The following is a 16360-nucleotide window of genomic DNA, read 5'->3' as shown; positions in this document are numbered from 1 at the left end:
GTGGCTTTCTAATAGCAGTGTACTAGGGAATATAGGGATTGCTATCATAATTTATCCGACGACCGTATTTTCTACTAGAACGCCTGAACTGTTTTCGTTGTCGTCAATTTTTGTCTGGCTACTTGCTCATATTATTTATGGCATGGTATTGGGAGGGTTAATAGGATTAGGGAGAGAATATCTTAAATTTACTGAAAAATCACTCTAGACTAAAAATTAAGTTTGATTTACAATACAGAAGGCAAAATAAAATATTGGACAGTTCTCTTAATTCAGAATATTTAAATTTATATTGTGGGTTATTGATAGTTTTAGTATAATTATCAGAAATATCTAATATTTTAATAAGTTCATAGGGGGAAACATAAAGTGAAAGAGACAAACAAAATGAAAAAGTTTGCTTCATTATTTTTAGCATCTACATTGCTAGCGGGTGTACTAGCAGGATGTGGTACAACTGATGATTCAAGTTCGTCATCATCATCATCATCATCATCAACAGGTGACGGTGGTTCTTCATCAAGCGAAGTAATTAAAATTGGTGCAAACCTTGAGTTATCAGGTGGTGTAGCATCTTACGGTTCTTCAATTGGTGATGGAGCAGTTTTAGCAATTGAAGAAATTAATGCGGCTGGTGGTATTGATGGCCGACTTTTAGAACTTATTAAAGTTGATAACAAATCAGAAAACTCAGAGGCTACAACTGCTGCCATTCGTTTAGCAGAACAAGAAAAAGTAGTAGCAATGCTTGCACCTGCTACATCTGGAAACTCAGTAGCAACAGTGCAAATTGCGAATCAATATAAAGTGCCAATCGTAACAGGTTCAGGCACAGCGCCAAACGTTACCGTAAATGAGGACGGCTCAGTAAACGAATATGCGTTCCGTACATGCTTCATTGACCCATTCCAAGGAACAGTAGCAGCAAACTTTGCAGCCGATGAGCTAGACGTAAAAAACGTAGCAATTTTTGCGGATAATGCTTCTGACTATGCAAAAGGTTTAGCAGCATCATTTAAAGAAACGATTACAGGAAAAGGCGGCAATGTCGTAGCGGAAGAAGCATACGTAGCAAAAGATACGGACTTCCGTTCAACATTAACTCGAATTAAAGCAGCTAACCCAGACTTCATCTTCATTCCTGGTTACTACGAAGAAGTAGGTCTAATTGTTAAACAAGCACGTGAACTTGGAATTGATGTACCGTTAATGGGTGCGGATGGATGGGATTCACCAACTTTAGTTGACCTAGCTGGTGCAGATGCATTAAATAACACTTACATCATTAACCACTATTCTTCTGAAGATCCAGATGCAACGATTCAAGAATTCGTAGAGGCATTCAAAGGGAAATACAATCAAGCACCAAACGCATTCCATGCATTAGGTTATGATTCTATTTACTTCATCAAAGATGCAATTGAGCGTGCAGATGAAGTAACTGGTGAAGCAATTCAAAAAGCATTAGCTTCTACTAAAGATTTAAGCTTAATTACAGGTACATTCACAGTTGACGAAAACCACAACCCAGTAAAATCTGCAACGGTTCTTGAATTTGTAGATGGCAAACAAGTGTTCAACTCTAAAGTTAATCCTTAAATTTAACCAAAAGGGGGGCGAGCCGAGCCCCCCTTTTTTAGTGGATAAGAAAGGATAACTTTCCCATTCACATAAGTAAGGACATCAACGCGTCCTATTTTGGGCGAGGTGTGTCGAACTAATGATTTTGAGCTATAGTTTTTTCATAATAATAAGTAAGTACGGACAAAAGGAGTGAGAAATATGGAATGGATACAACAACTAGTGAACGGGATTTCACTTGGTAGTATCTATGCACTTATCGCACTAGGCTATACGATGGTGTACGGGATCATCAAGTTAATCAACTTTGCTCACGGTGACGTATTTATGCTTGGCGCTTTTATCGGCTTTTATGCCATTGCACGATGGGAGATGAACTTCTTCCTAGCCCTAATTATGGCGATGATGTTATGTGCAGTTATTGGCGTAATTATCGAGCGCGTAGCGTATAAACGTTTACGAAGTGCAACGCGTATCGCAGCACTTATTACGGCAATAGGGGTTTCTTTATTAATCGAATATACGGTAATTTTCTTCCGTGGATCGTCTCCAGAAGCGTATCCAACGGTATTTGCTGCTAAAAATTTCGATATTTTTGGTGTGCAAATTAGTACACAGTCAATTTTAATATTATCGGTTTCAATTGTTTTAATGGTTTTACTGCAGTTCATCGTACATCAAACAAAAATCGGAAAAGCGATGCGTGCGGTGTCTCATGATGCAGATGCAGCAAAGTTAATGGGGATTAATGTAGATAATACAATTTCAGCAACGTTTGCCATTGGTTCGGCATTGGCGGGTGCCGCAGGGGTTATTTTCGGTGTGTACTACACACGTATTGATCCATTGATGGGAGTATTACCAGGGCTAAAGGCATTCGTAGCCGCTGTACTTGGGGGAATCGGTATTATTCCAGGTGCGATGACAGGTGGATTAGTATTAGGTGTTGTTGAAACCATTGTAAGTGCGCTAGGCTATTCTTTATGGCGTGATGCAGCGGCATTTGTTATTTTAATCTTAATTTTAATTTTACGACCAGCGGGTATTTTCGGTAAAAATACTCGTGAGAAAGTGTAGGTGAGCAGCATGAAAAAGTCTAAAGTCTTTTGGGGCTATGCAATCTTAGCGCTATTAATCTATGCCGTCGTTCAAGTAATGATTTCAACAGGAGCTATCAACTTCTATTATCAAAATATGCTTATTACAATGTGTATTAATATTATGCTAGCAGTGAGTTTACATATTGTCATTGGGATAACAGGACAATTCTCGATTGGACACGCAGGGTTTTTAGCAGTAGGGGCATATATTTCTGCTATCTTTACGATGAAGCTAGGTATGCCGTTCCCAACCGCGATTTTAGCAGGTGCCGTTTTTGCAGCGCTCGCTGGATTACTGGTAGGAATTCCAACACTTCGTTTAAAGGGCGATTATTTAGCGATTGCAACACTCGGATTCGCTGAAATTATTCGGATTGTGTTTTTAAACGTGGATTATGTAGGTGGAGCAGCAGGGATGCAGGTGACACATCAATCGAACTGGACATACGCTTTCTTTGGCGTATTAATTACGGTTTTGGTCATTTCAAACTTTACAAATTCGCGTCATGGTCGTGCATGTATTTCGATTCGCGAGGATGAGATTGCTTCGGATGCGATGGGGATTAACACGACGTATTACAAAGTAGCTGCATTTGCGATTGGTTCTTTCTTTGCAGGTCTTGCAGGAGCCATTTATGCGCATAATTTCTATATCCTTCAGCCAACAGCGTTTGGTTTCTTAAAATCATTTGATATTTTGATTTTCGTGGTACTTGGTGGGCTAGGTAGTCTATCGGGTTCTATTATCGCAGCTATTTTCTTAACGGTCATTTCAACGTACTTACAAGGCTTCCCGGAAACACGTATGATTATATATTCGCTTGTATTAATTCTTGTTATGCTTTACCGTCCAACAGGGTTAATGGGGACAAAGGAAATTACTGATTTATTGAAGTTTGGTAAAAAGGGAGGTACGAAAGCATGAGTACTCTTCTTTCAGTAGACAAATTAGGGATTCAATTCGGCGGTCTAAAAGCGGTTCAAGATGTAAACTTATATATGAACCAAGGCGAGCTTATTGGTTTAATTGGGCCAAATGGTGCAGGAAAAACAACAACGTTCAATATGTTAACGGGGGTATACGCTCCGACAGAAGGAACGATTACGTTTAATGGCAAGCAGATTCAAGGATTAGATCCGTATAAAGTAACGCGCGGCGGGATTAGTCGTACGTTCCAAAATATTCGCCTGTTCAAAGAACTATCGGTATTAGATAACGTAAAAGTAGCAAACCATTCGCTTGCCAACCATAATATTGTTTCTTCTATTTTACGGCTGCCAAAACATTTTTCAGGTGAGGCGAAGATGGAATCGGAGTCACTATCTTTCCTTAAAATTTTTGGGCTGGATACGTATCGCGATGAGCTAGCAAAAAACTTACCGTACGGAATGCAGCGCCGCCTTGAGATTGCCCGTGCACTTGCAGCGGGTCCAAAGCTGTTGCTATTGGATGAACCTGCAGCCGGTATGAATCCACAGGAAACGCATGATTTAATGGAGTTAATCGCGTTTATTCGAAAAGAATTTGATTTAACAATTCTTCTGATTGAACATGATATGAAACTGGTTATGGGCATTTGCGAACGTATTTATGTGTTGGATCATGGGCAATTGATTGCAAATGGCACACCAGAGGAAATTCTTGCAAATCCGAAAGTAATTGAAGCGTATTTAGGTGAGGAGGTTACAGAATAATATGCTAAAAGTGAATGACATCGATGTATACTACGGCAATATTCAAGCGTTAAAAGGAATCTCCCTCGAGGTAAATGAAGGTGAAATTGTTACATTAATCGGTGCAAATGGTGCAGGTAAAAGTACATTACTTAAAACAATTTCAGGATTACTAAAACCAAAACGCGGTTCGATTGAATATTTAGGTTCAGCGATTGACGGGAAAGCAGCGCAGTCCATTGTAAAAACTGGGATTTCACATGTACCAGAAGGGCGTCGTGTCTTTGCAAATATGACCGTAGAAGAAAATTTAGATCTAGGTGCCTATCTTCGTAAGGATCGCGACGGCATCAAAAAAGATATGGAGCATGTTTACGAACTGTTTCCACGTCTTTACGAACGTCGAAAGCAGCTATCTGGTACCCTCTCAGGTGGGGAGCAACAAATGCTTGCAATGGGCCGTGCGCTGATGGCAAAACCAAAGCTACTACTAATGGATGAACCATCGATGGGGCTTGCGCCGCTCATGGTAAAAAACATCTTTAATATTATTGAAATGGTCAATAAAGAGGGCACAACAGTATTGCTTGTTGAGCAAAATGCCAATATGGCACTATCCGTAGCAAACCGGGCGTACGTACTTGAAACAGGAAAAATTGTACTTTCTGGTTCAGCTCAAGAATTACAAGAAAGTGAAGAAGTAAAGGCTGCTTATTTAGGTGGTTTATAATGTCTAGGAATTGGCTCTCGATTTTTCGAGGGGCAATTCCTTTTTTTGGTGGTTAAGAAAGTTTAACTTTCTTAACCACATAAGTAAGGACATCAACTCGCCCTATTTTGGGCGAGTTGTGTCTTTCTAAAAGAAAGGAGTATAATTTGGGGATATTCAAGTAAATAAGAACATCATATCACTTTATTTTGGAGGGTGTGCTTATCTTATATGTTAAAGTTTTGGGGGAAAATAATTTGATGGAGTTTACAGCACAATATTTTATTGAAAAATTACAAATGGAAGCACATCCGGAAGGTGGCTATTTTAAATCGACATTCCGTGCAGATGAGCAGCTTACTTGCGCGCAAGGTGAACGTCCGTTGTTTACGAGTATCTATTTTTTACTCGGATCTAATGATATTTCACATTTACACCGGTTGCAGTCGGATGAGCTTTGGTATTATCATGGTGGTAGCGCGCTAACGGTTCATATTATTCATGCGGATGGGCACTATGAGGCGAAAAAGCTTGGATTAAATATTGAAGCCGGAGAAGTGCCACAAGTTCTTGTTCCAAAGCAGGCGATTTTTGGTTCTTCTGTAGAGGAGCAGGATACATTTAGCCTCGTTGGTTGTATGGTTGCACCGGGTTTTGATTTTGCTGATTTTGAACTTTTCACACAAACAGAGTTACTTGAAAAGTATCCGCAGCATGAAGCAGTTATTTGTAAGATGGCCTATGAAACGCTAGATTAAAGGAAACGACACTAAACAGGAGGGATACCCCTTTGTTCAGTGTCGTTTTTTTACCAGACTATTTCTTCTGGGTATTTTAATAGTAGTTGAATTTCGTGCAGCGGAAGTTTCGAAGTACTCGTTGCTTCAAGTAACTGATTTTTGAGTGCATTGTAAGGCTCGTCCTCCATCAGTAACCGTAACGCAAAGGCGGTTAAGTGCTGGGAGCGCTCTTCTTTGGAAAGAGATAAATACTCTAGATTCAACACGTCCACATATTGCGTGGCATAGCGGAAGTAGAAGGGTGATTTCGCATGAAGTGTCGTGAAAAAGACGAGGTAATGCTCCCTTTCCATTAATCCCTCTAAACATTCAGCAATTTGTGCTTGGAATTTACGAATTGTTGCGATCTGTTCATTCCACTCTGAATCATCAATGATTTCTTTATGAAGCGTAATGAAATCATTTAATGCCAGTGCGCAAAAAATAAGCTCAGGCATTAAAATCTCTACAGCAAAATACACATTTTTCTCTGGCAATAAAAGCTGCTGCTTGCGTGAAATCCCCTTATGTATACCATTTGTTACGAATTCAATTTGACGCTCACCTTGTGTGGCATGGCGTAAATCCAAGCAAATACTGAGTAGGCGATTGCGTGAACCTTGGTAATCATAGTAGCGATTTTCATCCCCGATGACATGGTAAATGGCATTTACTAATTCGTCGATATCCCAAAAGTCACCACTAATACGAGCACCAGTTAAATGCTCTGTTGGATGAATGGAAAGCATGGAAGTTCCCCCTAGTAAAACTGTACGCATGCCTCCAAACAATACGAACAGTCTGCGGATTTTAGTGTTTTGGTGTGTAGTTTAGTAGTTTGAATAGATCTGTGCGTTCTTTAGCTGTTAAATCACGCCACTGTCCCACTTTTAAATTCCCAATATGGATATTCATAATGCGGATACGTTGCAGACGTTTGACTGAATAGCCAAGCGCGGAACACATTCTACGTATTTGACGATTGAGTCCCTGCTCTAAAATGATTTTAAATACATGTGAAGATATTTTCTCCACACGGCAAGGAAGAGTTTTGGTATCTAAAATTTCAACACCTGAAGCCATATCGAGAAGGAAGTCCTCTGTAATCGGCTGATCGACTTGCACGACATATTCTTTTTCATGATGGTTTTCGGCACGCAAAATTTCATTTACGATATCTCCATCATTTGTCAAAAGGAGTAATCCCTCTGAATCTTTATCCAGACGTCCGATATGAAAAACTCGCAAAGGATGCCCGATGAAATCAACAACATTCCCTTTAATGTGTTTTTCAGTTGTACTTGTAATGCCGACGGGTTTATTTAAGACAATATAGACAAGCTGTTCTTCTTTTTGAACGGGCTTGCCGTCCACATGTACATCATCCCCCGTTTCGACTTGGCTGCCGACTGTTGCGAGTACGCCGTTTATTGTTACGCGACCTTCTTCTACCCATTTATCTGCACCACGACGAGACACGATGCCTGTTTCACTTAAAAATTTATTTATACGCATATTTTTTCACCTACAGTTAGAATATCTTCAGTATACAATATAGCCAAATAAATTGGACTGTAACGAAGTAATTAATTACGAATGGCTTTTGCAAATTGTTTCACCGTCATATGACCTTGAACTGGTATGCGCGGGATATAGAGGCGCGGGCTTGAAATTTCCGCTTTTCCGCCTTTATTTAAAAAGGCTAAAGAAATCCCACTTTGAATAAGCACAGCTTCATTCGCTTTGATATACTTGCCGTACGGATAGGCAAAATAACTCGGAACGGCTGTTGGGTCTGCCTTTAACAGCACCTCTTTGGCGTTGATGAAGTCATATTTTAGTGCATTAGCCGAAGCGTATTGTAGACCGCTTTTTCCTGTGAGGGAATTAAAGACGTGAAGCCCATAAGTATGGTACTCCAAATCAAAAATATCCGTTATGCCTGCTAGTTCTGCGTATCCTGCAAATTGAACTGTCTCCATATTAAATTCAGGAGTGTTATTCGTTACACGATCACCAATGATAAATGTCGTCGCGACCATATTATTGCGTTTTAAGATTGGATAAACAAGTTTTTCGACAGAAAGATTGGCATCATCAAACGTCAAGACAACCGCCTTAGAAGGTAATGCCTGTTTGCGCTGCATCCATAAATCTAAATCCTTTAGTGTAATAGTGGAAAATCCGTTTTTCTGTAAATAATTCATTTGCTGGTCGAAAAGATCAATGTCATATACAGATGAGCTATCTTTATAGACGGAGTTTGCCTGATTTTTTACGAAGTGGTGATAAATTAAAACGGGTACGCCTGTATCGGCACTCACATCATTACAGTGAATATAACCGGTACGCCCCCCGATAACTACTTCATAAAACTGTCCTTTTAATCCATTTGAGCTAATACGCATATTTTTGGCTATGGTCGCAATTGGTTTGCCCTTCTTAGCATGTGCGGCATAGATAGGTGCGAATGTATTTGTATTGAGTTCAATTTTGTTTTTTAAAGAAGCAAATGAAATTTTTTTCTTCGATGGTGTTACGAGGCGGTCTTCTACAGTTACCATTCCGCTTCCGACTTTAATGGACCACGAACCATCTGATTTCGTTGCGGCAAAGTGCTGCCCTTTTGAGAGCGTAATATATTTCACGGGTTGTCCATTTTGAAGGGTGAACCGTGCTGTTGTATCATCTGTCATTGTGATTACGGGTGTAGCTGCCAATACCCGTTCATTATTTGACATAGTAATCAATCCTATCAATGCTACCACGACTAAAAACAAATTCCTCACGTACTAATATCCCCCAATAAATTCTATTTTTAAGTAATATTGTTGTATAAAACATACGTACCAAGTATAGCAGAAAAAATAAAACAGTAAATTCGGAAAATTGAAGGTTATTAATTGAAATAAAATGGGTTTTCTGTCAATATATTAATAGAAGGTACCTTTTTACAGATAGAAAGTTTTTCAGCCTGAGTTTTCACGCAGCCTTGTTAGAAGGTATGGACAAACTATTTTGTGCAAAGGGGAGAATTTTCAATGACAGAAGCAGTTCTAAACTCAACAGGGGCATATGCAAATCCGAACACAGCTGGGGCAATTGTCAATTTTAAAGCGCGTTACGACAACTTCATTGGGGGTAAATGGACACCACCGACGAATGGTCAGTACTTTGACAATGTCACACCAGTAACAGGTAAAGTCTTTACACAGGCAGCCCGCTCAACTGAAGAAGATATTGAACTTGCATTAGATGCAGCGCATGCGGCAAAAGATGCTTGGGGTAAAACTTCTGTAACAGAGCGCAGTAATATTTTACTGAAGATTGCGGACCGTATTGAGCAAAACCTTGAAGTGTTGGCTGTAGCTGAAACTTGGGATAATGGGAAAGCTGTTCGAGAAACATTAAATGCGGACTTGCCACTTGCTATTGATCATTTCCGTTATTTTGCAGGTGCATTACGAGCACAAGAGGGCGGTTTAAGCCAAGTGGATGATAACACAGTAGCGTATCATTTCCACGAGCCAATCGGTGTTGTTGGACAAATTATTCCTTGGAATTTCCCATTACTAATGGCAGTTTGGAAGCTTGCACCAGCATTAGCAGCAGGAAACTGTGTTGTGCTAAAACCAGCAGAGCAAACACCTGTATCGATTTTGGTGCTCGCTGAGTTAATTGAAGATTTATTACCACCAGGCGTATTAAATATTGTAAATGGGTTTGGTTTAGAAGCAGGAAAGCCACTTGCGTCAAATCCACGCATTGGCAAAATTGCGTTTACAGGTGAAACAACAACTGGTCGTCTTATTATGCAATATGCATCACAAAATTTAATTCCAGCAACGCTCGAGCTTGGTGGGAAATCACCGAATATCTTCTTTGAGGATATTTTTGAAGCAGACGATGCGTTCTTAGATAAAGCGGTTGAAGGTTTTGTACTTTTCGCACTAAATCAGGGTGAAGTATGTACATGTCCGTCCCGTGCATTAATTCAAGAATCGATTTATGACAAGTTTATGGAGCGTGTGTTACAACGCGTTGAAGCTATTCAAACAGGCAATCCACTAAATCCGAGTACAATGATGGGTGCACAAGCATCAACAGAGCAGATGGAAAAAATATTATCGTATATAGAAATTGGTAAGCAAGAAGGCGCTGAATGCTTAACAGGCGGCGATCGCAATCAACTTCAAGGGGACTTAGCAGATGGCTACTACATTAAGCCAACTGTTTTCAAAGGCCATAATAAAATGCGTATTTTCCAAGAAGAAATTTTCGGACCGGTTGTGGCTGTCACAACCTTCAAAACGAAAGAAGAAGCGCTTGAAATCGCGAATGATACATTATATGGCTTAGGTGCAGGTGTATGGACGCGCGATATGAATACGGCGTACCGCTTTGGTCGGGGTATTCAAGCAGGACGCGTGTGGACGAACTGCTACCATGCATACCCAGCACATGCTGCATTTGGCGGATATAAAATGTCAGGTGTTGGACGTGAAAATCATAAAATGATGTTAAGTCATTATCAGCAAACGAAAAATCTACTTGTGAGCTATGATGAAAACAAACTAGGTTTCTTCTAAGATGAGAGGAGGTGCAGGTAGATGGTTCAGCGAGTCATCGCTACAGATGCTGCACTTGAGCTAATTGTGCTACTGCGTGAACGCCACGGCCCTGTGATGTTTCATCAATCAGGCGGCTGCTGTGATGGCTCCTCACCTATGTGTTATCCGGACGGCGATTTGCTGCTTGGTAATCAGGACGTGTTACTCGGTGAAATTGGTGATAGCCCATTTTACATGCACAAAAATCAGTTTGATTATTGGAAGCATACACAAATTATTATCGATGTCGTCGATGGCCGTGGAGGCATGTTCTCCTTAGAAGGTGTGGAAGGGAAACGCTTTTTATCTCGCTCCCGTGCTTTTAACAAAGAAGAGCTAGTTGAATTAAATTAATTTAGAAGCTGTGTCAAAAGTGGGAATTCCACATTGGCACAGCTTTTACTTTTTTCACACTGAAACAAATGAGGCGTATAATCGAATAAACGGGGAGGGTGAGTGAAAAAAGGGAATCCATGAATTATTCAAAATTTTATGCAGGTCACTAATTGAACACAAGCACTAAACATGTCGGATTTAGGTCTACAAGATCTACTAAAAATAGGTTTGGGTATAGTAGATAATTTTATAGGATACTTTTTCAGCTAACTTAAGGCTACACAATAGAAGGAATAGAAGACAAATATAAATGGAGGCATTTCACATGAAAGAAACAAAGCTTTGGATTAATGGGCATTGGGAAAACACGGCGGAGAGCTATGAATTAACAGCGCCATATACGGGTGAAGTCATTGCAAAAGTAGCGAAGGCAACACCTACTGATGTCGAACGAGCAATTGAAGGAGCACATGAAGCATTCCAATTATTCAAAAAAACAACTGCGTATGAACGTGCAGAGATTTTATATAAAGTAGTCGACATTATGCGCGGCCGTAAAGATGAATTTGCAGAAATTATAGCGATGGAAGCAGGGAAACCGCTGTCAGCAGGACTTGCAGAAATTGACCGTACCATAGCGACGTATCAATTTGCAGCAGAAGCCGCGAAGCAGTCGACGGGTGAAACAATCCCGTTAGATGCAGCACCAGGTGTAACGGACCGTATTGGCTACACAAAACGGATTCCGCTCGGTGTCGTATCCGCAATTTCTCCGTTTAATTTTCCGTTTAATTTAGTGGCGCATAAGCTAGGACCCGCATTTGCGGCAGGTAATACGGTTGTATTAAAGCCTGCTACACAAACGCCACTTAGTTCAATTGTGATGGCCGAAATTTTTAAAGAAGCAGGCTTACCAGACGGTGTACTACAAATCGTCACAGGTGGTGGGAGAGAGTTAAGTGATACGCTCATAACGCATAAACATGTAAAAAAAGTGACATTTACCGGGAGCGGTGCGGTTGGTTTAAAGCTAAAAGAAAAAATTGGCTTACGAAAAATTACCCTAGAGCTTGGTTCAAATGCAGCTGTCATTGTGGAGCCATCTACGCCGCTTGAAAAAATTGTGAAGCGCTGTGTCGGTGGCGCATTCGGTTTTGCGGGTCAAGTTTGTATTTCACTGCAACGAATTTATGTGCACAGTTCGATTTGTGATGAATTTACACAAGCCTTTGTTGAAGAGACAAAGAAGTTAAAAATCGGCGATCCACTTGATAAAAACACAGACGTGAGCGTGATGATTAACCTAGACGAAGTAGCCCGTATTAAAAAATGGATAGAAGAAGCAAAAATGCAAGGTGCGGTTGTGGCAACTGGAGCCGAGTTTACAAACCGTATTTGTACACCAACTGTAATGACAAATGTGCAGCCGGATATGAAAATAGTGTGTGAGGAAACATTCGCGCCAATCGTATCAATTGTTCCATATGAAACATTAGACGAGGCAATTCGACTTGTAAATGACTCGAAACTGGGCTTAAATGCGGGAATTTACACGAATGTACTAACAGATGCAATGCGCGCGGCAGACGAACTGGAGGCGGGTGCGATTATAATTAATGATATTCCAACATTCCGCGTGGATAATATGCCTTATGGTGGCGTGAAAATGAGTGGTTACGGACGTGAAGGCATTCAGTATGCAGTAGAAGAAATGACCGAGTTAAAATTTATTACGATTAAAACCAATTTTTAGTGGATTATTATTTAGCAAAACAATTGTATTTCAGTAGACTCACTTGTAACATAAGGGAGATAAATAGTAATTAAGGGGTGTCTTACATGGGGAATGCAGTGCCAATGGGTCAGTCACGTACGATACAAACACGATTAGTGTTACCACCCGATACAAATCATCATAACACGATTTTTGGAGGAAAGGTGTTAGCCTACATTGATGAAATTGCTGCAATTGCAGCAATGAAGCATGCTCAAAGTGAAGTGGTGACGGCATCGATTGATTCGGTAGATTTCGTTTCACCCGCGCATGCTGGAGATGTCTTAGAGTTTGAAGCACTCGTGACGAGTACAGGTCGTACATCAATGGAAGTATATGTCCATGTCTTATCACGTAATTTAAAAACGGGAGAGAAGCGCTTGACGACGGAATCTTTCGTCACAATGGTCGCAGTGAATGATGAAGGTAAGCCGTCAGCAGTCCCAGAAGTTTTTCCAGAAACAGATGAAGAGCGACGTCTATTTGAAACAGGCCCTTTACGCCGAGATCATCGTAAAGCGAAACGGGTATTAATGCAGAAGAGAAAAAGCTGAAGCTGTGCGATTTGCACAGCCTCAGCTTTTATTAGATGGGGCGAGGTATTCGTGTCGCTTATAAAGTGCATGAGGCTAACACGACGTTAGTTAAATTGGACAAAGGACGTGTCGTTTTTGTTGCTAACGGCTACCGCCTTTCGATCAGGAAAAAATTCCAATACTAGTGTTAGCTGGCGCGAATACGCTTTTCTTATTAATCATTTAGTTCGTGGACAACGCGTAAAAGAGAATCAGATGATGACGATACGAGCGTTGCTGCTTGCGTCAATTCAGTAATTACATTTGAAATTGTTTGGATATCTTCGGAAGTACTCATGTACTGTTCTTTAATTCCAGATACGGCCTCCGCAATTGAATTGAAGGAATCGGCTATACTATGTTGGGTATCGACGCTCATTTTCACCTGTGTATCTACACTATTAACAGAATCGGCCATACTCACAATATTGTTTTCCGTTTCTTTAATTAAATGTGACACGTTTTGTACGGCATTTTTCGTTTCCTCTGCAAGTTTACGTACTTCATCGGCAACGACAGCAAAGCCTTTGCCATGCTCTCCAGCACGAGCTGCTTCGATCGACGCATTCAGTGCAAGCAAGTTTGTTTGGTCAGCAATGCCCGTAACTAGGCCAACAATTTCTGAGATTTTTTTTGAAGAAACACGTAAAGCAGCCATCGATGTTTCTAATACGTCGACACGGTCTAGAACAGTCGTCATTAACTTTGTTTGTGTTTGTAAATGATCTTTACCGACAGAAGATTTTAATTCTGTTTCAGCAACGAAATTTAAGCCTTGTACAGTACTTGTAGCTATTTCATCTGTTTGTACAGCGATTTCCTGTAGTGAAGCATTTGTTTCTTCGCTAATCGCATTTAATTCCTTCGCGGTATTTTGAATCGTATGTACAAGCGAGTGTTTAAGCTCCTCTGCTTCATTACGGATACGTTCTTCCTCGTTTTCATAAGCTTCGATTACAAGCTGTTGTTCAAAGTTGATTAATTTAGAAAAAGCATTAATGGCTTTTGTTGCGTCTTCTTTTGGCATTTCTATTGTATTAATAAAATCAATAAAGGTCGTCATTAAGGATTGGAAAGAAGCTAAATACCATTTTGATTTTAAGCCGATGCGTACATGAACACGAGCAATCACTTTTCGCTCTTCAATATACGCAGTGTCGATGCGACTATTAAAAATCTCGGTTAAATGCTTATGTAAAGTTACTTTCAATTTCTCAATGCGCGTCGTATTTTGTATAATTGTCATTAACTCAGAACTTAAACTAATAGAAGCGTAAAACTGTTCAACCATAACTGGAATCAGTTCACCTGCATGTGGTTGTAGTTGTTTTACTATGGCTAAGTCCTCTTTTGTTAGCTTTAATAATTGGAGCTGTTTGTTTAAATCAGGATATTTTGAAACATCAAGATGGACTTCTCGGATGAATTTAGTCGTTTCAAAAAACGGTTTGTTTGCATTTTTTGCAGATTTAGAAAGCCAAGTAATCATCGTTTTCCTCGTTTCTTACAAGTTTCAAATTAGTAATATTATTGAATTGTATGTTATCTATTTTACTATGTTTTTGCAAAATGAACACCACTATTTCGTCTGGTAATTGAAGTTTAGTACAGTTTGTGTTTTATTTTCAAACACTGTAAAATATATGTTGATTGTTGAAATATTTTCTCCAATATGAGTAAAGGAAGTTACGTATGAAATTTTATAAAGGTCGTTTAAAATTTGTTATTCCATTGTCTATTGTCGTAGCTGTTTCTTCAGGTTTTATGCTGGTAAACAAATACAACGAAGTTCCAACAGTGAATAAAGTGTTAATTGTAGTAGGCGCGGCAGTTTTAGCAGCGTTTATTTCGTATTTCCTATTTCCACAAGCTGGTGAAGATCGTCCGGATGATTTCGGGCCATATTGATGTGTGTAGAGCTACGCCACTATTTTGGTGTAGCTCATTTTTTTAGAATCTTTTTGGCAACTAGTTCGTATAACTAGTAGTAAATTAAACAGATACATCTTGCCCCAAACTAGAGGGCGAGAGGATGTCCTTTATTATGTCGTTAAGAAAGTCATACTTTCTTAACGACTAAAAAAAGTAAATATGAGAGGTTGATATACATGGATTTAAAATGGTCAAAAGTAATTATTCATGCCAGTGCGTTTTTTGCGCCATTTTTAGTACCGATATTATTTTTCGTAATTAGTTCGGATGAAGAGGTAAAACGTTTGTCTATTCAGGCATTATTATTTCAAATTGTGATGGGGATTTTAGTAGCAATTTCAGGCTTCTTCAGCGTTTTTATAATTGGCCTTCCATTCTTAATCGTGTTCCTATTGATGTGGGTAGTTGCCCCGATTATTGGGATTGTCAAAGCACTAAACGAAACATCGTGGAATTACCCAATTGTTGGTCGTTGGGTATAACGTGTGAGCAGTGAAACCTTAATACAGGTTTTGCTGTTTTTTTTATTGTGAAGGAAATTATAAAATTTCACTATGTGGATAATATTCAAATAAGTACACCCAACTTCCAGTCGAAAACGCCAGCCCCTTAAAGGTCGCGGTCTGTCTTCGGGTTGAAAGCAAAGAACACCTTCACTTTGGACTCTTCTGCGCTTGTCGGGGCGAAGCAGGCGCATGAACACGTTAGTTCTTTTGGCAAAGAAGTTATAATTTGCATTTCGTTTTTTGACTATTGTATATTTAAGTCAAAGATAGTCAAAGTCAGTCGTTCAAATGAGGTGAGGTAAAAAAATGCAGAATATTACTGACATTATTGAAGGGTATTTGAAGGATGTTATTGAATTACAAGGACAAGGGTATATTGAAATAAAGCGAAGCGAACTTGCTGATAAATTTCATTGTGTACCGTCGCAAATTAATTACGTCATTAATACTCGTTTTACAGCAGAACATGGCTACTTGGTGCAAAGCAAGCGTGGTGGTGGTGGTTATATCCGAATTTTACGTGTAACCGTTCATTCAAGAACCGACTTACTGGATGAAATGGATGCACAGGTTGGCAACGGCATTGCACAAGCGAGTGCGGAGCATATGATATACCGACTGCTAAACGAAGATGTAATTTCGGAACGGGAAGCGAATATAATGCGTGTAGTAATAGACCGCTCTACAATACCCCTGCCAATACCACTACGAGATGAGATTCGAGCATATATACTAAAAGCGATGTTGCGAACAATTAAATTTGAAAAATTATAGGGGTGTTGAC

At 39.8% G+C, this 16360-nt stretch carries 17 protein-coding genes; 13 read left to right on the top strand and 4 right to left on the bottom strand.

What is annotated here, in order from left to right; translation table 11 throughout:
- Nucleotides 1-387: 387 nt before the first annotated feature.
- From MHH87_RS17725 to MHH87_RS17700, 6 genes are all read left to right on the top strand, one after another.
- Entirely contained in the window at nt 388-1599 is a 1212-nt protein-coding gene (locus MHH87_RS17725) for an ABC transporter substrate-binding protein (RefSeq protein WP_445683135.1), read from the top strand.
- A 183-nt stretch (nt 1600-1782) separates the two neighbouring features.
- Nucleotides 1783-2658 (top strand): branched-chain amino acid ABC transporter permease, encoded by an 876-nt coding sequence (locus tag MHH87_RS17720; protein ID WP_340750749.1) that lies wholly within the window; start codon nt 1783-1785, stop codon nt 2656-2658.
- A 9-nt stretch (nt 2659-2667) separates the two neighbouring features.
- Nucleotides 2668-3606, top strand: coding sequence for a branched-chain amino acid ABC transporter permease (locus tag MHH87_RS17715; protein ID WP_340750747.1), 939 nt, complete (start codon nt 2668-2670; stop codon nt 3604-3606).
- The gene (locus MHH87_RS17710) at nt 3603-4376 is read left to right on the top strand and encodes an ABC transporter ATP-binding protein (RefSeq protein ID WP_340750745.1); all 774 of its coding nucleotides are present in this window, start codon (nt 3603-3605) and stop codon (nt 4374-4376) included. The genes MHH87_RS17715 and MHH87_RS17710 overlap by 4 nt, the downstream gene beginning before the upstream one ends.
- A gap of 1 nt (nt 4377) precedes the next feature.
- Nucleotides 4378-5085: an ABC transporter ATP-binding protein gene (locus MHH87_RS17705; protein WP_340750743.1), complete on the top strand. Its 708-nt coding sequence runs from the start codon at nt 4378-4380 to the stop codon at nt 5083-5085.
- A 239-nt stretch (nt 5086-5324) separates the two neighbouring features.
- On the top strand, nt 5325-5822 hold the full coding sequence (locus MHH87_RS17700; RefSeq protein WP_340751045.1) for a cupin domain-containing protein: 498 nt from the start codon (nt 5325-5327) through the stop codon (nt 5820-5822).
- Nucleotides 5823-5872: 50 nt separating this feature from the next.
- Here the strand turns inward: MHH87_RS17700 and MHH87_RS17695 are convergent, their stop codons facing one another.
- The 3 genes from MHH87_RS17695 to MHH87_RS17685 form a co-directional block, all read right to left on the bottom strand.
- Nucleotides 5873-6592, bottom strand: a complete 720-nt coding sequence (locus MHH87_RS17695) for a DUF6904 family protein (RefSeq protein WP_340750742.1) — start codon at nt 6590-6592, stop codon at nt 5873-5875.
- A 61-nt stretch (nt 6593-6653) separates the two neighbouring features.
- Entirely contained in the window at nt 6654-7358 is a 705-nt protein-coding gene (gene rluF / locus MHH87_RS17690) for a 23S rRNA pseudouridine(2604) synthase RluF (protein WP_340750740.1), read from the bottom strand.
- Nucleotides 7359-7429: 71 nt separating this feature from the next.
- Nucleotides 7430-8584 carry a polysaccharide deacetylase family protein gene (locus tag MHH87_RS17685; RefSeq protein WP_340750737.1) on the bottom strand — a complete coding sequence of 385 codons (1155 nt, stop codon included), beginning with the start codon at nt 8582-8584 and terminating at the stop codon, nt 7430-7432.
- Nucleotides 8585-8884: 300 nt separating this feature from the next.
- On the opposite strand from MHH87_RS17685, the gene adh reads away from it, so the two are divergent.
- The 4 genes from adh (at nt 8885) to MHH87_RS17665 (ending at nt 13117) form a co-directional block, all read left to right on the top strand.
- Entirely contained in the window at nt 8885-10432 is a 1548-nt protein-coding gene (adh, locus tag MHH87_RS17680) for an aldehyde dehydrogenase (protein WP_340750736.1), read from the top strand.
- A 21-nt stretch (nt 10433-10453) separates the two neighbouring features.
- Nucleotides 10454-10807 (top strand): DUF779 domain-containing protein, encoded by a 354-nt coding sequence (locus MHH87_RS17675; protein WP_340750735.1) that lies wholly within the window; start codon nt 10454-10456, stop codon nt 10805-10807.
- A gap of 307 nt (nt 10808-11114) precedes the next feature.
- On the top strand, nt 11115-12542 hold the full coding sequence (locus MHH87_RS17670; RefSeq protein ID WP_340750734.1) for an aldehyde dehydrogenase family protein: 1428 nt from the start codon (nt 11115-11117) through the stop codon (nt 12540-12542).
- 86 nt (nt 12543-12628) lie between these two features.
- Entirely contained in the window at nt 12629-13117 is a 489-nt protein-coding gene (locus MHH87_RS17665; protein WP_340750733.1) for an acyl-CoA thioesterase, read from the top strand.
- A 196-nt stretch (nt 13118-13313) separates the two neighbouring features.
- Here MHH87_RS17665 and MHH87_RS17660 read toward each other — a convergent pair whose 3' ends face one another.
- A complete protein-coding gene (locus tag MHH87_RS17660; RefSeq protein WP_340750732.1) occupies nt 13314-14627 on the bottom strand; it encodes a globin-coupled sensor protein in 1314 nt (437 codons plus the stop codon).
- Nucleotides 14628-14830: 203 nt separating this feature from the next.
- On the opposite strand from MHH87_RS17660, the gene MHH87_RS17655 reads away from it, so the two are divergent.
- The 3 genes from MHH87_RS17655 (at nt 14831) to MHH87_RS17645 (ending at nt 16350) form a co-directional block, all read left to right on the top strand.
- Entirely contained in the window at nt 14831-15046 is a 216-nt protein-coding gene (locus MHH87_RS17655) for an acyltransferase (RefSeq protein ID WP_340750731.1), read from the top strand.
- Nucleotides 15047-15246: 200 nt separating this feature from the next.
- Nucleotides 15247-15552, top strand: coding sequence for a DUF4870 domain-containing protein (locus MHH87_RS17650; protein ID WP_340750730.1), 306 nt, complete (start codon nt 15247-15249; stop codon nt 15550-15552).
- 330 nt (nt 15553-15882) lie between these two features.
- Nucleotides 15883-16350, top strand: a complete 468-nt coding sequence (locus MHH87_RS17645) for a CtsR family transcriptional regulator (protein ID WP_340750728.1) — start codon at nt 15883-15885, stop codon at nt 16348-16350.
- The last annotated feature ends 10 nt before the right edge of the window (nt 16351-16360 follow it).

It is taken from the genome of Solibacillus sp. FSL H8-0538 (assembly GCF_038003525.1).
Lineage (GTDB): Bacteria > Bacillota > Bacilli > Bacillales_A > Planococcaceae > JBBOPI01.
This window is presented reverse-complemented; position numbering and strand designations above follow the sequence as displayed.